Source organism: Nonomuraea sp. NPDC050404 (assembly GCF_040655495.1).
Classification (GTDB): Bacteria; Actinomycetota; Actinomycetes; order Streptosporangiales; family Streptosporangiaceae; genus Nonomuraea.
In genome coordinates, this window is sequence record NZ_JBFAKB010000007.1 from 350,339 (window position 1) to 373,286 (window position 22,948).

24 protein-coding genes are annotated in these 22,948 nt (G+C 71.3%); 14 read left to right on the forward strand and 10 right to left on the reverse strand.

Features of this window, described 5'->3' with window-relative positions:
- Positions 1-163: 163 nt before the first annotated feature.
- The 7 genes from AB0I81_RS21780 to AB0I81_RS21810 all read left to right on the forward strand — a co-directional run bounded on the left by AB0I81_RS21780 (position 164) and on the right by AB0I81_RS21810 (position 6,017).
- Positions 164-931 (forward strand): metallophosphoesterase, encoded by a 768-nt coding sequence (locus AB0I81_RS21780; protein WP_360659255.1) that lies wholly within the window; start codon positions 164-166, stop codon positions 929-931.
- Positions 932-1,015: 84 nt separating this feature from the next.
- Entirely contained in the window at positions 1,016-1,453 is a 438-nt protein-coding gene (locus AB0I81_RS21785; protein WP_360659257.1) for an SRPBCC family protein, read from the forward strand.
- A gap of 1 nt (position 1,454) precedes the next feature.
- Positions 1,455-2,666, forward strand: a complete 1,212-nt coding sequence (locus tag AB0I81_RS21790) for an ArsA family ATPase (RefSeq protein ID WP_360659259.1) — start codon at positions 1,455-1,457, stop codon at positions 2,664-2,666.
- 40 nt (positions 2,667-2,706) lie between these two features.
- Positions 2,707-3,153: a DUF5304 family protein gene (locus tag AB0I81_RS21795; RefSeq protein ID WP_360659261.1), complete on the forward strand. Its 447-nt coding sequence runs from the start codon at positions 2,707-2,709 to the stop codon at positions 3,151-3,153.
- A 13-nt stretch (positions 3,154-3,166) separates the two neighbouring features.
- A complete protein-coding gene (locus tag AB0I81_RS21800; RefSeq protein WP_360659263.1) occupies positions 3,167-4,099 on the forward strand; it encodes an ROK family glucokinase in 933 nt (310 codons plus the stop codon).
- Between the two features lie 72 nt (positions 4,100-4,171).
- Complete coding sequence (locus AB0I81_RS21805; protein WP_360659265.1) at positions 4,172-4,870, forward strand: endonuclease/exonuclease/phosphatase family protein; 699 nt, start codon at positions 4,172-4,174, stop codon at positions 4,868-4,870.
- Between the two features lie 37 nt (positions 4,871-4,907).
- Positions 4,908-6,017, forward strand: a complete 1,110-nt coding sequence (locus tag AB0I81_RS21810) for a hypothetical protein (RefSeq protein WP_360659267.1) — start codon at positions 4,908-4,910, stop codon at positions 6,015-6,017.
- A 63-nt stretch (positions 6,018-6,080) separates the two neighbouring features.
- Here the strand turns inward: AB0I81_RS21810 and AB0I81_RS21815 are convergent, their stop codons facing one another.
- Together AB0I81_RS21815 and AB0I81_RS21820 are read right to left on the reverse strand one after the other, a co-directional pair.
- Positions 6,081-6,554 (reverse strand): hypothetical protein, encoded by a 474-nt coding sequence (locus AB0I81_RS21815; protein ID WP_360659269.1) that lies wholly within the window; start codon positions 6,552-6,554, stop codon positions 6,081-6,083.
- 46 nt (positions 6,555-6,600) lie between these two features.
- Complete coding sequence (locus tag AB0I81_RS21820) at positions 6,601-7,359, reverse strand: alpha/beta fold hydrolase (protein ID WP_360659271.1); 759 nt, start codon at positions 7,357-7,359, stop codon at positions 6,601-6,603.
- 201 nt (positions 7,360-7,560) lie between these two features.
- Between AB0I81_RS21820 and AB0I81_RS21825 the strand changes: the two genes are divergently transcribed.
- On the forward strand, positions 7,561-8,268 hold the full coding sequence (locus tag AB0I81_RS21825; RefSeq protein WP_360659273.1) for a lysophospholipid acyltransferase family protein: 708 nt from the start codon (positions 7,561-7,563) through the stop codon (positions 8,266-8,268).
- A gap of 18 nt (positions 8,269-8,286) precedes the next feature.
- Here the strand turns inward: AB0I81_RS21825 and AB0I81_RS21830 are convergent, their stop codons facing one another.
- Complete coding sequence (locus tag AB0I81_RS21830) at positions 8,287-8,748, reverse strand: MarR family transcriptional regulator (protein ID WP_360659275.1); 462 nt, start codon at positions 8,746-8,748, stop codon at positions 8,287-8,289.
- Positions 8,749-8,830: 82 nt separating this feature from the next.
- Here AB0I81_RS21830 and AB0I81_RS21835 point away from each other — a divergent pair, with 82 nt between their 5' ends.
- Positions 8,831-9,256, forward strand: a complete 426-nt coding sequence (locus AB0I81_RS21835; RefSeq protein WP_360659277.1) for a DoxX family protein — start codon at positions 8,831-8,833, stop codon at positions 9,254-9,256.
- Between the two features lie 12 nt (positions 9,257-9,268).
- Here the strand turns inward: AB0I81_RS21835 and mmuM are convergent, their stop codons facing one another.
- The 3 genes from mmuM to AB0I81_RS21850 all read right to left on the reverse strand — a co-directional run bounded on the left by mmuM (position 9,269) and on the right by AB0I81_RS21850 (position 11,815).
- Positions 9,269-10,135: a homocysteine S-methyltransferase gene (gene mmuM / locus AB0I81_RS21840; RefSeq protein ID WP_360659278.1), complete on the reverse strand. Its 867-nt coding sequence runs from the start codon at positions 10,133-10,135 to the stop codon at positions 9,269-9,271.
- A complete protein-coding gene (gene otsB / locus AB0I81_RS21845; RefSeq protein WP_360659280.1) occupies positions 10,132-10,950 on the reverse strand; it encodes a trehalose-phosphatase in 819 nt (272 codons plus the stop codon). The genes mmuM and otsB overlap by 4 nt, the downstream gene beginning before the upstream one ends.
- 196 nt (positions 10,951-11,146) lie before the next feature.
- On the reverse strand, positions 11,147-11,815 hold the full coding sequence (locus AB0I81_RS21850; protein ID WP_360659282.1) for a Crp/Fnr family transcriptional regulator: 669 nt from the start codon (positions 11,813-11,815) through the stop codon (positions 11,147-11,149).
- A 72-nt stretch (positions 11,816-11,887) separates the two neighbouring features.
- Between AB0I81_RS21850 and AB0I81_RS21855 the strand changes: the two genes are divergently transcribed.
- Complete coding sequence (locus AB0I81_RS21855; RefSeq protein ID WP_360659284.1) at positions 11,888-12,151, forward strand: muconolactone Delta-isomerase family protein; 264 nt, start codon at positions 11,888-11,890, stop codon at positions 12,149-12,151.
- A 132-nt stretch (positions 12,152-12,283) separates the two neighbouring features.
- On the opposite strand, the gene AB0I81_RS21860 is transcribed toward AB0I81_RS21855, so the two are convergent.
- Positions 12,284-14,743: a VIT domain-containing protein gene (locus tag AB0I81_RS21860; protein WP_360659286.1), complete on the reverse strand. Its 2,460-nt coding sequence runs from the start codon at positions 14,741-14,743 to the stop codon at positions 12,284-12,286.
- Positions 14,744-14,847: 104 nt separating this feature from the next.
- Here AB0I81_RS21860 and AB0I81_RS21865 point away from each other — a divergent pair, with 104 nt between their 5' ends.
- Positions 14,848-16,071: an RNA-guided endonuclease TnpB family protein gene (locus AB0I81_RS21865; RefSeq protein WP_360659288.1), complete on the forward strand. Its 1,224-nt coding sequence runs from the start codon at positions 14,848-14,850 to the stop codon at positions 16,069-16,071.
- On the opposite strand, the gene AB0I81_RS21870 is transcribed toward AB0I81_RS21865, so the two are convergent.
- Entirely contained in the window at positions 16,072-16,926 is an 855-nt protein-coding gene (locus AB0I81_RS21870) for a helix-turn-helix domain-containing protein (protein ID WP_360659290.1), read from the reverse strand.
- Between the two features lie 115 nt (positions 16,927-17,041).
- On the opposite strand from AB0I81_RS21870, the gene AB0I81_RS21875 reads away from it, so the two are divergent.
- Both AB0I81_RS21875 and AB0I81_RS21880 read left to right on the forward strand, forming a co-directional pair.
- A complete protein-coding gene (locus AB0I81_RS21875; RefSeq protein ID WP_360659292.1) occupies positions 17,042-17,509 on the forward strand; it encodes a DNA starvation/stationary phase protection protein in 468 nt (155 codons plus the stop codon).
- A 392-nt stretch (positions 17,510-17,901) separates the two neighbouring features.
- The gene (locus AB0I81_RS21880; RefSeq protein ID WP_360659294.1) at positions 17,902-18,927 is read left to right on the forward strand and encodes an alkaline phosphatase PhoX; all 1,026 of its coding nucleotides are present in this window, start codon (positions 17,902-17,904) and stop codon (positions 18,925-18,927) included.
- A gap of 151 nt (positions 18,928-19,078) precedes the next feature.
- Here AB0I81_RS21880 and AB0I81_RS21885 read toward each other — a convergent pair whose 3' ends face one another.
- A complete protein-coding gene (locus tag AB0I81_RS21885) occupies positions 19,079-19,672 on the reverse strand; it encodes a TetR/AcrR family transcriptional regulator (protein ID WP_360659296.1) in 594 nt (197 codons plus the stop codon).
- Between the two features lie 150 nt (positions 19,673-19,822).
- Here AB0I81_RS21885 and AB0I81_RS21890 point away from each other — a divergent pair, with 150 nt between their 5' ends.
- The gene (locus AB0I81_RS21890; protein ID WP_360659298.1) at positions 19,823-22,045 is read left to right on the forward strand and encodes an MMPL family transporter; all 2,223 of its coding nucleotides are present in this window, start codon (positions 19,823-19,825) and stop codon (positions 22,043-22,045) included.
- Here AB0I81_RS21890 and AB0I81_RS21895 read toward each other — a convergent pair.
- Entirely contained in the window at positions 22,014-22,862 is an 849-nt protein-coding gene (locus AB0I81_RS21895) for a helix-turn-helix domain-containing GNAT family N-acetyltransferase (RefSeq protein WP_360659300.1), read from the reverse strand. The genes AB0I81_RS21890 and AB0I81_RS21895 overlap by 32 nt on opposite strands.
- Between the last annotated feature and the right edge of the window lie 86 nt (positions 22,863-22,948).

The following is a 22,948-nucleotide window of genomic DNA, read 5'->3' on the forward strand; positions in this document are numbered from 1 at the left end:
TCTTCGGGGAACGCCTGGACGCTACCGTCTAAGGTTACGGGCCGGTAGCTCCGTCATTGAGGCGTTATGAAGGGCACTGTTCACGCTAGCAGCCGCCGATCGTCCACCGGCGCCCTCGAACGGCCCCCTCGGACAGCCACGCGGGCCGCCTAGGATCTCTCCCATGAGGGTCCATGTCGTCAGCGACGTCCACGGCAGAGCCGATGCGCTGGCCAGGGCGGGTGACGGGGCGGACGCGCTGATCTGCCTGGGCGACCTGATCCTGTTCGTCGACTACGACGACCACGCCCAGGGCATCTTCGCCGACCTGTTCGGCGCGCGGAACGCCGAGGAGTTCATCGCGCTGCGCACGGCCAAGCGGTTCGACGAGGCCAGGGCCATGTCCGCGCGGCTGTGGGCCACGCTCGACGGCGACCCGCGCGAGCACATCGAACGCAACGTGCGCGCCCAGTACGCCGCCCTCTTCGCCGCCATGCCGTCCCCGGCCTACCTCACCTACGGCAACGTGGATCTGCCGCGCCTGTGGGCCGACTACCTGCGGCCCGGCCACCAGGTGCTCGACGGGCAGGTGGCGGAGATCGGCGGCCTGCGGTTCGGGTTCGTGGGCGGCGGGCTGAAGACCCAGTACCGCACCCCGCACGAGATCAGCGACGAGGAGTACGCCGCCAAGGTCGAGGCGGTCGGCGAGGTGGACGTGTTGTGCTGCCACATCCCTCCGGCGGTGCCCGAACTGCTCTACGACGTGGTGGCCCGGCGGTTCGAGCGCGGCAGCGAGGCCACGCTGGAGGCGATCCGGCGTACGCAGCCGCGTTATGCCCTGTTCGGTCACGTGCACAACCCGCTGCACGGGCGCGTTCGCATCGGGCGTACCGAATGCGTGAACGTGGGCCACTTCCGGGGGAAAGGCGTTCCGTACGTCCTTGAATGGTGACCTCCCGCAGTTGCGATTTGTGCATTGCGGCGGGCCCCGTTGAGGGGACCGCCGCAGGAGCGATTTGTGCACTACGGTGGTCGCATGTCTGATCGCACCACTTCGACCGCCACCATCGCCGCCGGCCGGGCCGACGTGATGGCGGTCATCGCGGACTTCCCCTCCTACCCGCAATGGGCAGGGCAGGTCAAAAGCGCCGAGGTCCTCAGCACCGACGCGGACGGCAGGCCGCACACGGTGCGCTTCGTCCTGGACGCCGGCCCGATCAGCGACACCTACACCCTCGCCTACGCCTGGCAGGGTGACGACCTCCTGAGCTGGCAAGTGGCCGAGCCGGGAAAGATGGTCTCCGAGCTGCGCGGAAGTTACCGCCTCGCCGACGTGGGCAGTGGCACCGAGGTGACGTACGAGCTGACGGTCGACCTCAGCGTGCCCATGATCGGCCTGATCAAGCGCAAGGCGGAGAAAGTGATCGTGGACACCGCCCTGAAGGGCCTCAAGAAGCGCGTCGAAGGCCGCTGAGTTGAGTCCGCGGGTCCTGCTCTTCACCGGCAAGGGCGGCGTCGGCAAGACCACGGCCGCCGCCGCGACCGCCACGCTCGCCGCCGCCCGGGGCCTCAAGACGCTCATCGTCTCCACCGACACGGCCCACTCGTTGTCGGACGCGCTCGGGGAGGTCCCCGGCGAGATCGCCCCCGGGCTGCACCTGCACCAGGTCGACACGCAGAAGACGCTGGAGCGCCACTGGGGCGAGCTGCAGGACTACGCCAGGGGCGTACTGGTCGAGCTGGGCCTCGACGAGATCACCTCCGAGGAGATCACCGTACTGCCCGGCGCGGAAGAGGTCATCGCCCTGCTGGAGCTGCGCGAGCACGCCCGCGAGGGCCGCTGGGACGTGATTGTGGTGGACTGCGCGCCCACCGCCGAGACGCTGCGCCTGCTGGCCCTGCCCGAGGCGCTCGACTGGCACGTCACCCGCCTCATGCCGGTCGGCCGCAAGATCATGCGGCTGGTCTCGCCGTTCGTGCGCGGCGTGGCCGGCGTGAGCGCCCCCGGCGAGGCCGTCATGAACGCGGGCGAGCGTTTCCACCGCGGCCTCATGGAGGTGCGCGAACTGCTCACCGGCGACCACGCCTCCGTGCGGCTCGTGCTCACCCCCGAGTCCGTGGTGCTCGCCGAGGCCAGGCGCACCCTGACCTCACTCAGCCTGTACGGCTACCGCGTCGACGCCGTCATAGCCAACCGGGTCTTCCCCGACGGGGGCGCCGACGAGTGGCGCGCCCAGTGGGTGGCGGCGCAGTCGCGGCTGCTGTCCGAGGCGGAGCAGTCGTTCGCGCCGCTGCCCATCCACGTCGTCCCCTACCTGCCGGCCGAGCCCGTCGGCAGGGACGCGCTGGCCGGGCTGGGCTCGGCGATGTACGGCGAGTCCGACCCGTTCGCCCCGCACGCGGTCGAGCCGCCGCTGCGGATGAGCGCCGACGAGGTGACGCTGGCCCTGCCCGGCGCCGACCGGGGCGAGGTGGACCTGGCCCGCAAGGGCGACGAGCTGATCGTCACCGCCGGGCCGTACCGCAGGATTCTGGCGTTGCCCGCGGCTCTGGCCCGCAGGAGGATCAGCGGGGCGGAGCTCCGCGACGGGGTGTTGCGCGTGCGGTGGCACGCCGCTGACGGCCCGCCGGGAGAGGCGGGGTCCGCACCACCGTTCGGCCCGGGGAGCGAATCCGCCTCCGAATGAGTTGAACAAGGATGAGCGACCCATACTCAGGGAGGGCCAGATGAGCGAGAGCAACGACAACAACACGGGCAGGGACACGGGCAGGGGAGCCGGCAACGACCCCATCGGCACCGTGGCCGACGAGGCGCGCAGGCTGCTGGACTCGATCCAGGGGCGGGCCACCCGCCAGGTCGGCAGGACCGTCTTCAACTCCTTCACCGGCGGTGGCCGCAGGGAGCGGGACGTGTGGGAGGAGGCCGTGTCCGACACCCACGACGAGTACATCTGCCGCGCCTGCCCGGTCTGCCGGGCGATCGCGGCGCAGCGCGAGTCGGGCGCCGACGTGACCGGTCACCTGATGGCCGCGGGCGGTGAGCTGTTCGCCGCGTTCCGTGGCGCGCTCGACACGCTGAGCAGGCCCGCACCTCCGCGCAGGCCGCGTGACGACCGCGACCGCCGCGCCCCCGACGACCGCCGCGACGACGTGGAACACATAGATCTCGGATAAGGGGACACGGGGCATGCTCACGATCGGTGTCGACATCGGTGGGACGAAGGTGGCCGGTGGCGTGGTCGACGACGACGGCCGGATCGTCGCGCACACGCTCAGGCCGACCGCCGCCGACCGTCCTGACGTGGTGGCCGACACGGTGGCCGACGTCGTACGCGAGCTGTCGGAGGGCCGGACAATCGAGGCCGTCGGCGTCGGCGCGGCGGGCTTCGTGGACGAGACCCGCTCCGTCGTACGCTTCGCCCCCAACCTCGCCTGGCGCGAGGAGCCGCTGCAGAAGAAGATCAGCGACCTGGTCGGCCTGCCGGTCGTGGTGGAGAACGACGCCAACGCCATGGCCTGGGCCGAGACCCGGTTCGGCGCGGGCAGGGGCCAGACCCACGTGGTCTGCGTGACGCTCGGCACCGGCATCGGCGGCGGCCTGGTCTTCGGCGGCGAGCTCTTCCGCGGACGCTGGGGCATGGGCGCCGAGTTCGGCCACATGCAGGTGTTGCCGGGCGGGCGGCCGTGCGGGTGCGGCAACATCGGCTGCTGGGAGAAGTACGCCAGCGGCCAGGCCCTCGTCGCCGACGCGAGGGAGATCGCCGAGGCGAGCCCCGAGCGGGCCCGTACGCTGCTCGGGCTGGCCGGCGGCAAGATCGAGGGCGAGGAGGTCACGGAGGCCGCGCGGCTGGGCGACGACGCCTCGCTGGCCGCCTTCCGCAGCCTGGCCGACTGGCTCGCGCAGGGCATGGCCGACCTGGCCGCCGTCCTCGACCCCGGCTGCTTCATCATCGGCGGTGGCGTCTCCCGCGCCGCCGACCTGTTCATCGACCGGGCCAGGCAGACCTTCGCCGAGCGGCTGACCGGCCGGGGGCATCGCCCGCTGGCCGAGATCAAGCTGGCGGAGCTGGGCGCCTCCGCCGGGCTGGTGGGCGCCGCCGACCTCGCCAGGCAGCGCTAGAGCCCGGGTCCGTGACCACCGCCCGTGAAATGAGAGCCGCCGCGTGACGACCTACGAGTCGAGGGCCGGCACGTGACGGTCAGGGTGGCGACGTACAACCTGCATGGGCTGCGCGACAGCGTGCCCGCGCTGACCAGGGTCATCGCCGCCGCCCGCGCCGACGTGTGGTGCGTGCAGGAGGCGCCCAGGTTCGGCCGCTGGCGGGCCAGGCGCGCGGCCCTGGCCGCCGCCGCGGGGCTGACCGTGGCCACCCCCGGCAGGGTCGGCGGGGTGGCCGTGCTCACCGGGCGGCGCGTGCGCGTGCTGCACGCGCAGCACCACGCGCTGCGGGCCTTCATCGGCCTGGAACGGCGCGGCCTGGCCATCGCCGTGGTGCAGGCGGAAGGAGGGGCCCGGCTGGCCGTCGGCTCGCTGCACCTCGACCTCAGGGACGCGGCCAGGATGCACCACGCCGCCGAGGCCATGGCGCTCATGGAGGCCGTGGCGGCCAGGTACGACGCCACGATCGTGCTCGCCGGCGACATCAACGAGCGGGCACACCAGCCGGCCTGGCGCTATTTGGCCGGGCGGCTGGCCGACTGCTACGCGGTGGCGCCCAAAGGGGACGGGCTGACCTTCCCCGCGAAAGGCCCCTCCGCGCGCATCGACGGGGTGTTCGCCGCGCGCGGGACACGAATCGTGTCCTGCGGGGGAGTGGACGCCGCGATCGCCGATCTGACCGGGGCCAGCGACCATCTCCCCGTTGTCGCAGAGTTGCGAGTTGGGCACTAGCGGGCAAGACAGGCTCTCCAGCCCGTAGCATTTCCTCATGACCCGTCGCTCTCAGCGGCGTGCGCTCTCCTTGATCTTGGCGACGTCCGTGGCCTGGACACAGGTCACGCCCGCCGCGCATGCCGATCCCCGCCCCGCCACGGTAGAGGCGTGGCAGCAGTCGACCAGCGTGCGCCTCCAGCCCGACGGTTCCCTGTCCGACGTGCTCGCGATCTCACCGAACGACGTGTGGGCGGTGGGCCAGCAGGAGATCTGGGACGTCTGGAAGAACCGCGGCACCATCCGCCACTGGGATGGCGGCAAGTGGGCCGAGATCGGCATCCGCGACGCCACGGCCGCGGGCAACCTGCGCGGGCTGGCCGCCGCCTCGACGTCCGACGTGTGGGCGGTCGGCGACGGGCACGACGGGCTGCCGTACCTGGCCCACGGCGACACCGGCGGGTTCGACCGGGTCAGGCCGCAGGGCCTGCGCGCGGGAGACTGGCTCGGCGGCGTGGACGCCAAGGCGGGCAAGGTCGTGGCGGTCGGCAGCCGGGAGAAGAACGGGCTGATCCTCACCGGCCAGGGCAACAACTGGACCGTGCACGAGACCAAGGAGAAGGGCGCGCTGTACGCGGTGGCGGGCGGGTTCGCCGTCGGCGACACCGGCACGGGGCCGCTGATCGTGCACTCCTCCGGCGGCTCGTGGAAGTCCATGCCGCTGCCCTCCATCCCCGGCGGTTACCTGCGTGACGTGCAGGTCGACAACTCCAAGCGGGCGCTGGCGGTGGGCGGCGTCTACCACGGCCCCGGCGACATCGAGCCGCTGGCGCTGACCTGGAACGGCAAACGCTGGCGCGAGTTGCGCCTGCCCGGCTCCGAGGCCAGGCTCTCCGGGGTGACCGGCGACGGCAAGGGCCGCTACTGGATGACGGGCTACGACCCGGCGCGGGCGGCGGAGCCGTTCATGGTGCGCTGTGAGAAGAGCAGGTGCGAGACCATCAGGGGCGAGGCCAAGCAGGGCCGCGACAGCGTACGGCTGCAGGCCGTGGCCTATCTCGCGGGCAAGGGCAGCGTCTGGGCGGTCGGGCACGCGGTCGACACCGCCGACCGCTACACCGACGTGGTGGAGTCGTTCGCCCCCAAGGCCACGACCTCGAAATCGTAGTGTCCTGAAGCTGCAGAGCGCGGCACCCTCCAGAGCGCGGTGCCGTCTGGAGTATGGCGCCGTTTACAGTACGGCGCCGTCGTCCCAGCCTGAGTCGTTGGGCGGGCCGTCGCCCATGCGCACCACCAGAGCCACGAACCCGCCGATGAACGCCGCGACCGCGGTGAACAGCGCCCACCCCTCCATGTGCCAGCTCGCCATCGCCGCGACCAGCAGGTAGGCGGGACCGCCGAACAGCGCCACCCACGCCAGCTTGGTCGGCAGGTCCACCTTGGGCAGCGGGGGAGGCGGCGGGGGCTCGTAGTGGCCCTCGTCCTCCTCCTCGTCCCGCTCGCCCATCGGCTCGTCGTCGTCCTGGCCGGACGGCTCGTCCTCGCGGTCCTCCTCCTCGGAGGGTTTCACCACCCGGCGGGCCGGCTCGGCGGGCACGTTCTCGCTGTCCGGCCATGGCTGGTCGGCCGAGTCGCGCTCGGCCGTGTCGTTGAAGGACGCGACGATCTGCCGCCAGACCTCGTCCTCGTCACTCTGGGGCGTCACCTAGATGGGCCTCTCCACAACGATCGCGACTTCCCCCTGGGTGCGATCAGTCCCTCTGCAAGGGTACCGAGGCATGTGTCCGGATGAAGTCGAGGCTCCCGGCAAAGATCCTGTCGGCATCGTTGTCCAGCGTCGCAACATGGTAGCTATTGGAAAGCTCCTCGATCGTGGCCTGCGGGACCCTCCGGCGAAGGATCGCGACACTCGTCGGCTTCACCACATGGTCCTGAGTGCTGTGGAAGACCAGCAGCGGCTGGGTCACCTTCCGCAGGTCAGCCTGCACCAGAGACCACAGTGACGGTAACGAGGCCGCCGCCTTGACCGGGGTACGGGTGTAGGCCAGCTCGGTCACGCCGGGTTTCTTGACGTCGTTGGCCACTCCGGGCACCGACGGCACGAACCACTTGAGCAGCGGAGCCAGTCTCATCAGCGGCACGTCGTTCGCGATCGACGGGTTGACCGTGATCACACCCCTGATGGCGTCGCCGTGCACCTCGGCCAGCCGTAGCGCCAGGCAGCCGCCCAGCGACAACCCCGCCACGAACATCTCGGTGCAGCGTCCCTGGAGGTCCGAGAACGCCTTCTCCACCTCGGCGTACCAGTCCTCCCAGCGAGTCCTGTTCATCTCCTGCCATCTGGTCCCGTGCCCGGGCTGGCGGGGCAGCGAGACGCTGACCCCGTGACCGGCCAGATACTCGGCCCATGGTCGCAGCGACTGCGGCGTGCCGGTGAACCCATGGCAGAGCAGCACACCGATCTGACCCGCTTCGTGGTGGTAGGGCTCCGCGCCTGGCATGAGCGGCATAACAGCTCCTCTGTGCCGTTTCATTCCGGGAATTTCAGCCGGAACGGCCCGATCGTCGCATGTTCCGGGGTGTTTGTGCGAGAGCTGGTGTAGGAGCATGGCCTTCGAGATGGGAAGATGACTCTGCCCGCTGACAGCGTCGGCTGACGGCGTCGGCTGACAACGGCCGCGGATGGCGAGTGCGCAGGAAGAGGTGCCAGGGTGTTCTACTGGGTGGTCAAGGCCATCTTGGGGCCGATCCTCCACCTCGTCTTCAGGCCGTGGACCGAGGGCGCGGAAAACGTGCCCAAGCAGGGTCCCGCGATCCTGGCGGGCAATCACCTGTCCTTCGCCGATCACTTCTTCGGCCCGCTGCAGATCAGGCGCAAGGTCATCTCGCTCGGCAAGGCCGACTACTTCACGGGTCGCGGCATCAAGGGCTTCTTCACCCGGCTGTTCTTCAGCGGGGTCGGCACCGTGCCGATCGACCGTTCCGGCGGCAAGGCCAGCGAGGCCGCGCTGCGCACCGGGCTGCGCATCCTGCGCGAGGGCAACATCCTGGGAATCTACCCCGAGGGCACCCGCTCACCCGACGGCCGGCTCTACAAGGGCAAGACCGGTGTGGCCAGGCTGGCGCTGGAGTCCAGGGTGCCGGTCATCCCGTGGGCGATGATCAACACGTACGAGATGATGCCGCCCGGGCGGCCCCTGCCCAAGCTGGGCATCAAGCCGGGCGTGCGGTTCGGCAAGCCGCTCGACTTCTCCCGCTACTACGGCATGGAGGACGACCGGCTGGTGCTGCGCGCGGTGACCGACGAGATCATGTACGCGCTGATGGAGCTGTCGGAGCAGGAGTACGTCGACAAGTACGCCGCCAGCGCCAGGGTCGAGATCGAGCGCGCCGCGCGCGCCGCCTCGTCGAAGGGTTAGGCACGCGGCCTCCGGTGGTCACGCGGAAGCACGTAAAGCCTCCTCCGTCTTGCGCATGGCGCTCGTCATCGTCCGCAACTCCTCGCGGCTGAGCCGGTCGATGAGATAGGCGCGCACGACCTCCAGATGGCCGGGGGAAACCTTCTCCAGGCAGCGCAGCCCGGCCTCCGTGAGCACCGCCAGGACGCCTCGGTCGTCGGACGGGCAGGTCGCCCGCTCCACCAGACCGGCCTTCTCCAGCTGGGTGATCTGGTACGTCAGCGCGCTCTTCGACACCACGACGCCCCTGGCCAGCTCGGTCATGCGCATCTGGTGCTCCGGCGCGTCGGAGAGCCGCACCAGGATCTCGTACTGGGGGTGCGTCAGGCCGGCGGCGGCTTTGAGCTGCTCCTCGATGCGCCGCTCCAGCAGATGTGAGGCGGAGACGAAGGCACGCCAGGCGGCCATCTCCGTCGCGTCCAGCCATCGGGGGTCCGTCACTGGTTCAGTGTACTGTCGTTCGAATTTTAACGAAAACTGCTAGGGTGGTCGTTAAAATGTGAACAACTAGCGAGGAGGCCGCATGGCAGACCAGGCGCGTCCCGTAGTACTGCTGCTCGCCAGGATCGCCATCGGGGTGATCTTCCTGGTGCACGGCTACCAGAAGTTCGTGACCAATGGCATCGCGGGCACCACCAAATTCTTCGACTCCGTCGGCATCCCGCTGGCCGGAGTCGCGGCTCCGGCCGTGGCCACCCTGGAGATCGTGGGCGGGCTGGCGCTGATCGTGGGCGCCGCGCTGCCGGTCGTCGGCACGCTGCTCGCGCTCAACATGATCGGCGCGATCGTCTTCGTGCACGGCGCGAACGGCCTGGCCGGAGAGGGCGGCTACGAGTTCGTGCTGGCGCTGGCCGCGGCATGCCTGGCCATCGGCTTCACCGGCGGCGGCGCGCTCGCCCTCGACGGCATGCTGGCCCGCCGCCGCAGCACCGTCCCGGCCACCGCGTAGCCTGCTCCTTATTCAGGACAGGTGCGTGCGGATCTGCCGGATGTGCTCGGGCGTCGTACGGCAGCAGCCGCCGATCAGTGACGCTCCCGCCCGCCGCCACTCCTGCGCCGCCCGGCCGAACTCCACCGGATCGGCCAGGCCCAGCCAGCGGCGGGCGGAGGCGTCCCATCGCTCGCCCGAATTCGGGTAGGCCACCACGGGCAGCCCGCCGGACAGGCGGGAGATCAGCCCCGGCAGGTGGCGCGGCGCGGTGCAGTTCGCGCCGACGGCCACCACGCCGGGGTTGCCGCCGAACAGCGCCGCCGCCTCGCTGATCGGTGTGCCGTCGTTGAGCCGCTCGCCGTCGCGGCACGAGAAGCTCACCCACGCCTTCGTCCCTGGCGTGTCCCGCAGCAGCCTGGCCAGCGCCCGCGCCTCGGCGTAGGACGGGATCGTCTCGCAGGCCAGCAGGTCGGCCCCCGCCGAGACCAGGATCTCCCAGCGCGGCAGGTGCCAGTCGTACAGGCCGTCCTCGTCGAGGTCGTAGTCGCCGGTGTACTCGGCGCCGTTGGCCAGATAGGCGCCGTACGGGCCCACCGAGGCCGCCACCAGCCCCCGCCCCGCCTCGTCGCGGGCCTGCCCGGCCAGCTCGACCGACAGCCGGATCAGCCGCTCCGCCCGCGCCGCGTCCAGCCCCCGCCGCGCGAACCCCGGCAGCGTCGCCTGGTAGCTGGCCGTGATGGCCACGTCGGCCCCCGCCGCGAAGAAGTCCGCGTGCGCGCGCCGGATCAGCGCGGGCTCCTCCATCAGCAGCCGCGCCGACCACAGCTCGTCGCTCAGGTCGGCGCCGAGCTCCTCCAGCCGGGTGGCCAGCCCGCCGTCCAGGACAAGTGTCGTCACTTATCCAGGGTACGGGCGGGGAAAGCCGCTATGACCTGGTCGAGCATGGCCGGGGTGTCCTCGGGGCGATCGACCGTGAAGTCCGCACCGCGCGCCAGGTCGTCGCCCGTCTCGCCGTTGGCCACCGCCACCTTGACGCCCAGGAACGCCGGGTCCCGGTCCTGCCTGCCGCGCAGGGCGTCGAACGCCAGGCCGTCGGACAGGTCGTCGCCGAAGTACCAGGCGCGGGTGAGGGTCTCGGTCTCGCGCTCGATGATCGTGCCCTTGTCGCTCTTCACCGGGGGGCGCAGTTCGACGACCATGCGCCCGTACTGCTCACGCAGGCCCAGCTCGGCCGCCTTGTCCGAGGCCCACCGCTCCACCGCCCTGCGCAGCTCCGGCGCCGCGCGGTAGTGCAGCGCCACCATCAGCGCCTTGTCCTCCACCAGCACCTCGCCGGGCAACTCGCGGCCCGCGTCGGCGATCAGGGTGCGCATGACCGGGGCCCAGGGGCGGGCGCCGGCGTCGGTGCGCACCCGGCCATCCACGACGGTCTGCATGCCGTACAGGCCGAACAGGCGCGCCTGCGGGACCTCGGCGAACCGCTCGCACAGGAAGGCGGCCGGCCGCGCCGAGACGATGGCGACCCTGCCCACGAGCCCGGCCAGCGCCCGCAGCCGAGCCACCGCGCCCGCCACCGGGAACACGGCGGCGGGGTCGCGCATGATGGGGGCGAGCGTGCCGTCGAAGTCGAAGAAGAAGCCGGATCTCGTGCGCTCTGAGACGGTGGCGGACACTGCTTCGGCGAAGCGTAGCGGGGCACGAGGGGAGGCCATGCTCAGTGACGATAGAACAGCCTGACCGGCTCGGATAGACGCTCGCGGGCAAATTCACCGACCTTCCACCGCACGTCCGGGGCGGGAACCAACGCAGGGGGAGAGGGACGGCGGACAGGGCTCACATGTGCGGGGAGGGCGTGAAAAGACGAGTGTGGGCTTGCGCGTGAGGAAGCTGTGAAGAGCCGCTGCGGGTTCACACGGGGGTCGGGGGTGTGGGGAGCGCGGCGAGGCGGGTCAGGGCCCGGTGATCCAGCACGATCACCTCGCCCGCGCCGATCTCGATCATCCCCCGGCGCTCGAACGCGCGCAGCGCTCGGTTCACGCTCACCCTGGCCGCGCCGATCTCGGCCCCCAGCCCCGCCTGCCCGCCGTGCAGCGGCACCCGTCCGGCGGCGCCACGGCGTACCAGCCAGGTGGCCACCCGCGACGGCACGTCCCGCACCGACGCGTCGAGCAGCCGATCGTCCAGGTCGCGCACGGTGGCGGCGAGCGTGCGCAACAACCGCGCCGCCACGGACGGCTCCGCGCCGACCAGCTCCAGCACGGCGGCACGCGGCAGGTGCACCACCTCCACCGGCGTCATGGCCGTACGGGTGGCCCGGTGCGGCCCGTCCACGAGCAGGGCCGTCTTGTCGAACGCGACCGGCGCCTCCTCCACGGCCAGCACCACCTCCCGCCCCTCCGCACTCACCCGCGCCGCCTTGACCCGCCCTTTCAGCAGCACGATCAGGTCGCCGGCCGGATCCCCTTCGGTGCACAGCACCTGCCCCGCCGGATAGCACCGCCGGCGGCCCATCAGCCCACCCAGCCGCTCCTCGCCAAGCCCGTCGAACATGGGCAGATCGGCCAGCGTGTACGTCATATATCCCGTGATACACCATCCCCGTGCCCAGCGATGCTGATCATCCGGCGGGCGGGGCCCTAACGTGCGGGCATGGCGAGATTCGTGTTGCAAATGGCCTTCGACGGCGATCCCCGGCGGCTTGAGGCCCGCCCCGCACACCGGGAGCACCTGCGGCGGCTCAAGGAGCAGGGCCGGCTGGTGACGGCGGGGCCCTGGGCGGACGACAGCGGGGCGCTGCACGTCTATGAGGTGGCGGATGAGGCCGAATTGCGGGAGATCCTCCGGGAGGACCCGTACACGGCGGTGAACGGCTACGAGATCGTGTCGCTGAGGGAGTGGACGCCGATCATGTGAGGCCGTTCCGAGGCGAGCGTGCCGTCATGAGGCGGGTGTGCCGTTATACGGCGGGTGTGGCAGCGCGGCGCGGTGAGTGCGCCGCCACGCGATGACGGTGGCGGCGCACTCGCGCGAGCGGGCGGGGACGGATCAGGTGCGCTTCCAGAAGGAGCGCCGCCCCCCGCCAGAGTCTCCCGAGCCTGGCGCTGAACCGGGGTTTGGCCCTGGACCGGAGTCCGGCCCCGAAGCTGGGTCCGGGCCCGGACCGGAGTCCCAGCCTGGCGTCGTACCCGGGGTCAATCCCTGTGTCGGGTCATGGGCGGGCGAGTGACCGCCGACGAGGGCGGTGAGCACCTCGACGGCGCGCGTGTGCAGCGCCCGCGCGTCGGCCCCGGGTCGTTCCGCGGCCTCCAGTTCCCTGGCCAGGGTCTCCAGCTCCGCGCTGCCGCCGAGGAAGGCGGACAGGGCGGCCAGGCGGGTGCCCAGATCGGCCAAGTACAGCAGGTCGGGCGCGGGGAGGGCGCGGAGCCGGTCGAGTTCGGCCACCAGTTGCGGCCGTACCGACTCCAGCCGGTGGGTGGGCCGTCCCTTCCGGGCACGCCCGAGCAGGCCGCCGCCGGGGGTGGTGGGAGCGACCATCGGTGGCGAGCCCGCCTGCGGGTGGCCATAGCCGGGGCCGCCGGCCACCAGCCCCTGGTCCAGGTCGGCCGAGGTCAGTCCGGGCGCGGGTGTCCGCATCCGGGAGGAGATGGGGCCGGGGGCGGAGGCCAGCATGACGTTGGCTCCGTACGCGCCCATCATCGGCGTCGCGCTCGGCATGTCCCAGCCGCTCGGCGGTTCGACGGGCTGGATGACGCGATGTTCCGGCGCCGAGCCCGCGACCTGCCGGGTGTCGATGGCCACGTACGCGGTGAAGCGGCACAACACGCCGTACTCCAGGGACGTGCGCACGATGCGTGACTCCAGGTCGTGCTCGCCCATGGCGTAGCGGTCCTCCAGCTCCCGCAGGTGCGCGCGGGCCCACACGGCGCGCAGGGCCGGATTGTCCACCGTCACCCCGTTCACCCGCTCCTCCCACGGCGCGCCCGCCGCGATCCCGCGCACGGTGACCGAGGAGCCCTCGCGTACGCGCCCGTACGCGCGTAGCGGCACGCCCGGGAAGATCGAGCCCAGGTGTGTGACGGTGCCGGGCTCCACCTCAAGACCCTTGAGGGACAGGTCGGTCACCAGGGGAGCGCCGATCCTGTGGTGGATGTGCTCCATGGCGGCGTCGAGCCGGTCCTCCGACTCGACCAGCTCGCACCGGCCCGCGCCGAGCCCGGCCAGGCGGCCGAGGAAGCCGGCGTTCACGGCCCTGTCGATGCCGACCGTGTGCACGCGCATGGCCGACAGCGCGCCGCCCGTCTGCTCCAGGATCTGGTCCTCGTTGCCCACCTGCCCGTCGGTGACCAGCACCACGACGCGTTCCCGCTCGCTCCGCCCGCCGAGCAGGGCGATGGCCCTGCGCAGCGGTTCGAGCAGTTCGGTGCCGCCGCGCGCGTCCACCCGGGACAGGTGCTCGACCGCGCGGTACCGGTTGCGGTCGGACGCCTCCTCCAGCCCCTCGAACGCCTCCTCCACGACCGAGTCGAACGTCAGCACCGCGAACCTGTCGCTCGGCGTCAGCGTGTCGACGATGCGCGCGGCGGCCCGGCGGGCGCAGACCATCTTCCAGCCGCCCATGCTGCCGGAGCGGTCGAGCAGCAGCACCAGGTCGCGCGGGGCGCGGGGGGTCTCCAGCGCGGGCGGGAGCACCGTGAGGCCGAACGTGCCCCGGCCGTCGAGCTGGAGGGACGTGGAGGCGTCGTACGTGAGCCGCAGCACGAAGTCGCGGTCGAGGCGCTCGCCGGGGCGCAGCCGTACGACGCTGCCCTCCTCTTCCACCACGTGCAGGCTGGAGGCCAGGCCGCGCAGCTCAAGGCCGGCCGCGTCCACGGTGACGGCCAGCGACAGGCGCACGGGGTCGGGGAAGCCCGGCAGCAGGACCGGCGGGCTGATCCTGGAGGCGTCGGGCACCGCGTCGGTGTCGGGCGCCGTGCCGTCGCCGGCCGGCAGACCGTCGATCGGGCTGCCCGGGATGTAGCGCGGCGCCACGACCAGCGGGAATCTGAACGTGGCCGCGTCGTCCTCGTACGGCAGCGGCTGGCTCATGGTCAGCTTCACCGAGACGCGCTCGCCGGGCAGGATGTTGCCCACCCTGATCGTGAACACGTCGGGCCGGTCCTCCTCGGCGATGGCCGCCCGCCTGCCCTCGCTCAGCGCCCGGTCATAGTCCGCCCTGGCCTGGCCGCGCTCCTTCAGCACGCCTTCGACCACCCGGTCATCGGCCTCCATGCGAAAGCCCGTCACGGCCGCCCGGTCGGGGAGCGGGAAGACGTACGTGGCCTCCAGCGTGACATCGAACGGATTCCTGAACCCCTGCGTGACCTCCACCCCGGCGATGAGCCCCGAGATGTCTGCGGTCACGTCCACGCTCTCCAGCGGCAGGTTGCCGCGCTGGGTCAGCAGCGCGCCGAACCCGGCGTCCGGCACCGGCAGGCACCGCGCGGGCTCCAGCGAAGTGATCTTCATCAGGTCTCCTTGAGAGTGTGGATGGTCCCGCGTTGAGGCAGGGGCGGAAACGCGGCACGGTGCCGGACTGTTATGGGATGGCTTCTTTCTGTTAGGATCCGAACATGCGTACGGCCTACAAGGTCCGGGTGTACCCCACCCCGGCGCAGGCGGCGGTGCTGAACCGCACGTTCGGCTGCGTACGCTTCGTCTGGAACCGGACGCTGGCCTGGCGGCAGGCGCGCTATCGCAGTGAGCGGGTCAGGACGAGCTTCGGCCAGGCCAGCGCCTATCTGACGGCGATGAAGGCCACCGATGAGCTGGCCTGGCTGGGTGAGGTGTCGTCGGTGCCGCTGCAGCAGGTCCTGCGCCACCAGCAGAGCGCCTTCGCCGGCTTCTTCGCTCAGCGGGCCCGGTATCCGCGTTTCAAGGCGCGGGGCGGGCGGCAGAGCGCCGAGTACACCCGGTCGGGGTTCCGCTACCGCGACGGGCGGTTGTGGCTGGCCAAGATGGACGCGCCGCTGGCGTTCGTGTGGTCCTGGCCCGGCACCGAGCCGAGCAGCCTCGACCCGAGCACCGTGACCGTGTCCCGCGACCCGGACGGCCGCTGGTATGCCTCCCTCGCCGTGGACACGCCAGAGCCCGGCCCGGCTCCCGCCGCCGACGCGGCGATTGGCGCGGCGGTCGGCATCGACCTGGGCGTCACGAATTTTGCTGTCACCTCCACCGGCGACACGATCGCCAACCCGCGTCACCTGGCCAGGCGGGAGCGCAACCTGGCCCGCTACCAGCGGCGCCTGGCCCGCACCCGGCGCGGCTCGGCCAACCGGGTCAAGGCCAGGGCGAAGGTGGCCCGCGCGCACCGCAAGGTCCGGGCTTCGCGCGCGGACTTTCTGCACCGCACCTCGGCCCGGCTCATCCGTGACCACGACGTCATCGTGATCGAAGACCTCAACGTGCGCGGCATGGTTCGCAACCGCAGACTGTCCAAGGCCATCTCCGACACGGGCTGGGGCACCTTCCGCGCCCTGCTGGCCTACAAGGCCGCCAGGCACGGCCGCCACCTGATCGTGATCGACCGCTGGTATCCCTCCAGCAAGACCTGCTCGGCCTGCGGGCACCTGCTCGCCGAACTCGCCCTCGGCACCCGGACGTGGCAGTGCCCGTCCTGCGGCACCCGGCACGACCGGGACGTCAACGCCGCCAAGAACATTCTGGCGGCAGGTCTTGCCGCAACTGCCTGCGGAGGTGACGTCAGACATGCCGGGTCTCCCGGGGTGCGGTCGCCGGCGAAACAGGAACCCCAGCCCGCGAGTGCTGGAATCCCCGTCCCTCAGCGCGGGGAGTAGTCAAAGCAGCTCCCTCTCTTCGAGTACCGCGAGCAGCGGCCCAGCCGCCGCCAGCACCGCCTGAACGTCTTCCCCGGACAGAACCCGGCCCGCATCCAGCACCAGCCGCACCCCATCACCCAGCCTGACCCCCGCGACCACAGCCCCGAACGCCGGCGACTGACTGTCGTTCAGCCCCGCGCCCACCGACTCGTCCACCCCCGCGCCCACCGCTGTGGGCACTCCCGCAATCACCGGTGCGGGCATCGGGGGATGGCGGTTGTCCTCCGCCGTGTCCGCGAGTCCAGACTCCGGTGGCCGGCCGTCCTCTGCCGCCGCCGCGTGCGCGTGCGCCGTTCCGCTGCCCGGCCGCTCGGTCCAGAACCGTCCCCGCACCGGCGAGCTGTCCCGCGCCTCTTCAGGTCCGTCAACCGCCTGCAACCCATCGGCCGTCTGCAGTCCGTCAACCGGCTGCAGCCTGTCAACCGCCCGCAGCCCATCCGCAGCCTGGAGCCCATCCGAGACGGTCACAGTCGCAGCCGCCGCATCCGCCCTCACCGAGTCGTCCAGTCCTGCCGCCGACTCCAGGGTGCGATCCGTGGCCCCTGTCAGCGCCGCCTGGATCTCGGCGATCGACCGTCCGGCCGTCTGCAGTCGCTTCACCGCCACGAGCTGCAGCAGATGCCGCCGCCCGTAGCGGGCCACCCGGCCGCGCCTGGTCAGTGGCGGGTCCACCAGGCCGATGGTCGTATACCACCTGATCAGCCGCTCACCCGGTACCTCGCGGACCCGTCCGCTGGCAGGGGTGGACGCCCCGGCGCGCAGGGCGCGCGCCGCGTGCTCGGCCAGTTCGCCGATCGTCCAGGTGTCACTCATACCTTCACAGTGACACTGTCACTATTACACTGTCAACAACGGGGGGAGTGGAAGAAGAAACGCCTGAATTTCGTTGGGAAATGTGTAAAGTCCGACCGACGGGGAGAAAACAGACATGGCTACCATTACTGGCCCACTCTCGGGCGACGCCAGGAACACCGTCGCGGAGGCCCTCCAGGGCGCCTTGGTCGATCTGATCGATCTCTCACTGGTCGCCAAGCAGGCCCACTGGAACCTCATCGGTACACATTTCCGCTCCATCCACCTCCAGCTAGACGAGATCACCGCGCTGGCCAGGACCCACATGGACGTCCTCGCCGAGCGCGCCGTGGCCCTCGGAGCCAATCCGGACGGCCGCGCCGCCACGGTCTCCCGCTCCACCAAGCTCCAGCAGCCCGAGGGCGGCTGGCTTGAGGACGGCAAGGTCCTGGCGATTCTCACCGACATCCTCGACGGCATCAGCAAGCGCATGTACGAGCGCATCAAGGCCACTGACGAGGCCGACCCCGTCAGCCAGGACCTGCTGATCGCCGTGGCGCAGGAGATCGACAAGCAACACTGGATGTTCCAGGCCCAGCGCTGACCAACCGCGAAAAGTCCGGGCCCAGGCCCGGACTTTCGCATGCCTGACCCGTGCGCGATGCGGGCACGCCGAGCTGGGTTCGCTGAGTGGACGTGGCGCGGGCGGGCGTGTCCGTCATCGCCATGGTGCTGTCACCGGTGCCCGATTCCGATGGGCCGGTGGCTCGATTTCCGAAATCTCGTGGTTTATCGGGAAAACGGTTTCATTCTCACACACCGTAGCCAGAGGTGCCGGTCGGTGGTTCATTGGCCGCCATCCGGCTCACGGAAAGTCACCGGCCGCACCTCGTAGCGAAAGGCGGCCACGGGGTTTGCGCAGAGTTTGATCTCGCGAGTCCCTGCCATTCATGTCGGTGCGGTCGACTAGCGTGGCACCTAGAGGGAGGCCCCACGATGTCGCGCAAGACTCTCCTCCGCACGGGCCCGCTCGTGCCGGGCGGCGTCAGCCCGTACGGTCCGCTCGGCCTGCCGGATCCCGGCGGCGCCCTGGCGCTGCCCCCAGGGTTCGCCGGCCGGGTCGTGGCCCGATCCGGCCACAAGGTGGCCGGCCTGACCTGGCACGCGGCCCCCGACGGCGGCGCCTGCTTCCCCGACGGCGGCGGCTGGATCTACGTGTCCAACTCCGAGCTCCCCCTGCTCGGTGGCGCGTCGGCGCTGCGCTTTCGCGCGGACGGCAGCGTCGGCGACGCCTACCGCATCCTGTCGGGCACCGACCTCAACTGCGCGGGCGGCGCCACGCCGTGGCACACCTGGCTGTCGTGCGAGCTCGGCCACCGGGGCCGGGTCTTCGAGTGCGACCCCTACGGCGCCCGCGCCGCACGTCCCCGCCTGTCCATGGGCCGTTTCAAGCACGAGGCCGCGGCCTGCGACCCGGAGCGGCGCGTGATCTACATGACCGAGGACGAGCCGGACGGCTGCTTCTACCGGTTCCGGCCGGGCGACTGGGGCGACCTGACGGAGGGCACGCTGGAGGTCCTGTGCGCCTCGGGCCACTGGCAGGCGGTGCCCTCGCCGGCGGCCCTGCTCAAGGAGGCCCGCCACCAGGTCGAGGACGCCCGCCACTTCGACGGCGGCGATGGCTGCCACTACGCCGGTGGGGTGTGCTACTTCACCACGAAGGGCGACACCGGCCTCTGGGCCTACGACGCCCAGAGCTCCACGCTCGACCGGCTGTGCGAGGGCGTGCGCGCGATCACCGCCGCCCCCTCCGGCGACCTCTACGTCGCCAGGGAGCGCGCGGAGATCGACGTCATCGCGCCTGACCGGGCCGTGACACCGTTCCTGCGCCTCGAAGGGTACGACGGGGCCGAGCTGACCGGGCTGGCGTTCTCACCCGACGGCGAGCGCCTCTACTTCTCGGCCAGACGCGGCCGCACCGAGGGCCAGACGTTCGAGGTAGCCGGCCCCTTCCGCCCCTGACCCAAGACCTCCCACGACTGCCGTCCGGGGCCGCCCCTGACCCGAGGCCCCACGACTGCCGTCCGGGGCCGCCCCTGACCCGAGGCCCCACGACTGCCGTCCGGGGCCGCCCTGACCCGAGGTTCTTCGGCTGTCGTCCGGGGGCGTTTGTTTAGCTCAGGTAGCGGACCAGCATGAGCTTGAGTTCGTTCACGAGTTCGGCCGACCGCTCGGGCGCCGACGAGGTGATCATCGGCATCACCCCCTTCACCATGGCCAGCGCCATCGTGCCCATGAGCCGGGCGCGTTCCTCCGGCAGATCGGGGGAGCGCCGGCGCAACATCTCCGCGAGGTGACCCGAGACGGCCTCGTGCAGCCGCTGTGAGGCCGCCGCGAACTGGTCGCCCGTGGCGGTGCCGTACAGCAGCGCCCAGTACGCGGGTGAGGCGCTCTTGAAGCGCACGCTCTCATCCACCAGCTGCCCCACCAGCGCCTCCAGCGGGATCTCAGGAGTCACCGCAGCCAGCCGGACGGCCCAGAACTCCGCCCGGTCCACGGTGTAACGGGCGACCAGCCCGTCCAGGATCTCCTCCTTGTTCCTGAAGAACTGATAGAGCGACCCCGGCGACGTCCCCGCCCGCGCGGCGACCTGGTTCGTGGTCATGTCCGGATAGCCGACCTCGGCGATCACCAGTTCGGCGGCGTCGAGGATCTCGGCCATGCGCTTCAGGCCGCGCGCCTGCCGGCGGACCGTGCGTTCAGCCATGAGTCCCCTCGTTGACAAATGCGAGCATTTACTTGTATTTCTGGTCTCGGTAGCAAAACACGAGTAGTTTACCGAGTTTTCCGGAGATCTCATGAGAGCCGCCCGATGACGGCGCCCCAGACGGCCCCTCAGACAGCCCCCCGACGCCCCGTGACAGCTGAGAAGGGCCCGCCGCTGCGCAGGCTCGGCTTCGTCCTCGTACGCCGCCGCAAACTCGTCCTGGCGCTGGCCCTGGCCCTGCTGATCGGCGCCGGCGTGCTGGCGGCGGGCGCGGCGTCAGGGTTGTCGCTGGCCAGGTTCGAGGCCCCGGGCTCGGAGTCCGACCGGGCCCAGGCCGAGCTGGCCGAGCGGTTCGGCACGGGCAGCCCCGACATGATCTTCCTGGTGACGGCGAAGAACGGCACCGTGGACGACCCCGCCGTCGAGGCGGCCGGCAGGCAGCTGACCGAGCGGATCGGCCGCGAGCGGGGCGTGGCCGAGTCCGCCTCCTACTGGACCCGCGGCAAGCCCGCCACCCTGCGCAGCGACGACGGCAGGCACGCCATCGTCGTGGTGCGTATTCCGGGCGACGCCGACCACGTTCGCGCCCGGGTGTTGCCCGCGCTCGTACCGGAGATCACCAAGGGCACCGGCCTGCTCCAGGTGCGGGCCGGGGGAGGGGAGGAGGTCTTCAGGGAGACGGTGCCGCTGGCCAGGCAGGACTTCGTCCGGGCCGAACTGGTCATCTTCCCGCTGGCGTTCGCGCTGCTCTGGCTCTACCAGCGGCGCGCCATGGCGGCCCTGGTGCCGATCCTGGCCGGGGTCTACGCCATGGTGGTCGGCCTGGCGCTGCTGAGCGGCGTCCTGCCGTTCGCCGAGATCTCCACCTTCGCGCTCAACCTGACCCTGGCGATGGGGCTCGGCCTGGGCATCGACTACTGCCTGTTCGTCATCCAGCGCTTCCGCGAGGAGACGCGGAACGGCGCCGACCGGGCCGCCGCGGTCGCCGGGGCCGTCGAGCACGCGGGCAGGACCGTGCTGTTCAGCGGCCTGACCGTGGCCTCGTCCCTGGCCGTGCTGTTCGCGCTGCCCTTCGACTTCCTGCGCTCCTTCGCCTACGCCGGCATCGCGGTCGTCGCGGGCGGCCTGGTCGCGGCGGTCATCGTGCTGCCCGCCGTGCTCGCCTCCATCGGCGGAACCATCCTGCCGAAGCGGGAGCGACCCCGCCGCGCGACCGGCTTCTGGCACACGAAGCGCGAGCGGCCCGGGCACACGACAGGGTTCGCGCAGCACGAACGGCCCGAGCGCACGACAGGGTTCTGGCACGGTCTGGCCGTGCGGGTCATGCGCCGGCCGCTGGTGTTCGGCGGGCTGGCCACGGCGCTGCTGCTGGCGCTCGCCTCGCCCTTCCTCGGCCTGCGCTTCGGCGTGGCCGACGACCGCATCCTGCCGCCGGAGGCGTCCTCCAGGCAGACCCAGGAGGTCATCCGCCAGTCCTTCCCGGCCGAGGAGACCGACGCCATCCAGATCATCTCCAGGGACACGACCGCCGGCGACGTCTCCTCCTACGCCGCGGCCCTGTCCCGCCTGCCCGGTGTCGCGCAGGTGGACTCGGCGGCCGGCTCGTACGCGGGCGGCACCCGCGCCGGCGACGGCGACCCGGCCAGGTTCCGGGGACAGGGCACATGGTTGTCCGTGGTGCCGTCCGCCGCCGCGCTGGCCGACGATCCGGTACGCCTGGTCGAGTCCGTACGAACCGTGCGCCCGCCCTTCGAGGTGCTGGTCGGCGGCTACCCGGCCGAGCTGTCCGACTACCGCGCCTCGGTCGTGGACCGCCTGCCCCTGCTGCTCGCGCTCATGCTGGGCGTGACCTTCGTCGTCCTGTTCCTCATGACCAGAAGCGTGATCATCCCGATCAAGGCGACCGTCCTGAACGTCCTCAGCCTCGGCGTGATGTTCGGCGCGCTCGTCTGGATCTTCCAGGACGGCAACCTGTCGGGCCTGCTCGGCTTCACCGCGACCGGCACGCTCGACCCGAGCATCCCGATCCTGATGCTCTGCGTCGCCTACGGCCTGTCGATGGACTACGAGGTCTTCCTGCTGTCGCGCATCAAGGAGGAGTACGACAGGACCGGCGACACCGAACGGGCCGTGGCCACCGGCCTGCAGCGGGGCGCGCCGCTGATCACCGCGGCCGGCGGCATCCTGGCGCTCACGTTCGCCGCCTACGCCACGGCGCAGGTGACGTTCGTGCAGATGCTGGGGGTCGGCATGGCGGTGGCCGTGCTGGTGGACGCCACCGTCATCAGGGCGGTGCTGGTGCCGAGCCTGATGCGCCTGGCGGGCCCGCTGAACTGGTGGCCTACAGGTCGAGCGACCACACCTGATCGATGACCTCGACCCCGTTCTCCATCCCCTTCTCCTCCGACTCCAGCTCGAACCCGGCCGCCTCGTAGATGCGCCGCGCGCTCACCAGGCAGTCGCGCGTCCACAACACGATCCGCTTGTAACCCTCGGCGCGCGCGTGCCGCAGGCACTCCTCCACCAGCCTCCGCCCGAGGCCCAGCCCCCGGGCGGAGGGCTCGACCAGCAACATGCGCAGCTTGGCCGTCGTGTCGTCCTGCCGCACGCAGAACACGCACCCGGCCCGCTCCCCGTCCACCTCGGCGATCCACCCGCTGTCGCGGCCGAAGTCCAGCCCGGAGACGATCCCGGCGACGAGCTGCTCGAACCCGGTGCCCCAGCCGTACTCGGCGCTGTAGAGCTCGCCGTGCCGGTAGACCACCCAGCCCAGGTCGCCGGTGCGCGGCGGCCTGATCACGTACGGCGCCCGCTCCCGCGCCCCGCCCAGCACCTCCTTGATCGCCGCCATGCCCGCCACCAGCCGCTCCTGGTCCTGCTCCGTCAGGCCGGTCAGCAGCTGGCCGATCTCCTCCGCCGAGCGCCGGTCCAGCGCCGCGAAGATCTCCGCCCCGGCCGGGGCGAGCCGGATGAGCTGCTTGCGCGCGTCGGCGGCCGAGCGCTCGCGGGTGATGAGCCCGTCGCCGTCGAAGCGGGTCAGGATCCGGCTGAGGTAGCCCGCGTCCAGGCCGAGCAGCCCGCGCAGTTCCCCGGTCTCCATCCGCTCGGCCTGCGCCAGCTCGAACAGCACCCGCACCTCCGTCAGCGAGTACGGCGAGTCGAGCATCCCGGCCTGGAGCGCGCCGATCACCTTCGTATAGAACCGGTTGAAGGCTCTGACCTCAGAGACCCTTGCTTCTGTCAACGAACTCATTGCCACAGTCAACCATGGGAGAA

Bases quoted from the DNA above. Each gene is read 5' to 3' on its own strand.
- AB0I81_RS21870 (WP_360659290.1), bottom strand. From the start codon at position 16,926: ATGAGTGACACCTGGACGATCGGCGAACTGGCCGAGCACGCGGCGCGC.
- AB0I81_RS21855 (WP_360659284.1), top strand. From the start codon at position 11,888: ATGGCGAGATTCGTGTTGCAAATGGCCTTCGACGGCGATCCCCGGCGG.
- AB0I81_RS21875 (WP_360659292.1), top strand. From the start codon at position 17,042: ATGGCTACCATTACTGGCCCACTCTCGGGCGACGCCAGGAACACCGTC.
- AB0I81_RS21795 (WP_360659261.1), top strand. From the start codon at position 2,707: ATGAGCGAGAGCAACGACAACAACACGGGCAGGGACACGGGCAGGGGA.
- AB0I81_RS21885 (WP_360659296.1), bottom strand. From the start codon at position 19,672: ATGGCTGAACGCACGGTCCGCCGGCAGGCGCGCGGCCTGAAGCGCATG.
- AB0I81_RS21865 (WP_360659288.1), top strand. From the start codon at position 14,848: ATGCGTACGGCCTACAAGGTCCGGGTGTACCCCACCCCGGCGCAGGCG.
- AB0I81_RS21785 (WP_360659257.1), top strand. From the start codon at position 1,016: ATGTCTGATCGCACCACTTCGACCGCCACCATCGCCGCCGGCCGGGCC.
- AB0I81_RS21860 (WP_360659286.1), bottom strand. From the start codon at position 14,743: ATGAAGATCACTTCGCTGGAGCCCGCGCGGTGCCTGCCGGTGCCGGAC.
- AB0I81_RS21880 (WP_360659294.1), top strand. From the start codon at position 17,902: ATGTCGCGCAAGACTCTCCTCCGCACGGGCCCGCTCGTGCCGGGCGGC.
- AB0I81_RS21820 (WP_360659271.1), bottom strand. From the start codon at position 7,359: ATGCCGCTCATGCCAGGCGCGGAGCCCTACCACCACGAAGCGGGTCAG.
- AB0I81_RS21800 (WP_360659263.1), top strand. From the start codon at position 3,167: ATGCTCACGATCGGTGTCGACATCGGTGGGACGAAGGTGGCCGGTGGC.
- otsB (WP_360659280.1), bottom strand. From the start codon at position 10,950: ATGGCCTCCCCTCGTGCCCCGCTACGCTTCGCCGAAGCAGTGTCCGCC.
- AB0I81_RS21780 (WP_360659255.1), top strand. From the start codon at position 164: ATGAGGGTCCATGTCGTCAGCGACGTCCACGGCAGAGCCGATGCGCTG.
- AB0I81_RS21810 (WP_360659267.1), top strand. From the start codon at position 4,908: ATGACCCGTCGCTCTCAGCGGCGTGCGCTCTCCTTGATCTTGGCGACG.
- AB0I81_RS21850 (WP_360659282.1), bottom strand. From the start codon at position 11,815: ATGACGTACACGCTGGCCGATCTGCCCATGTTCGACGGGCTTGGCGAG.
- AB0I81_RS21835 (WP_360659277.1), top strand. From the start codon at position 8,831: ATGGCAGACCAGGCGCGTCCCGTAGTACTGCTGCTCGCCAGGATCGCC.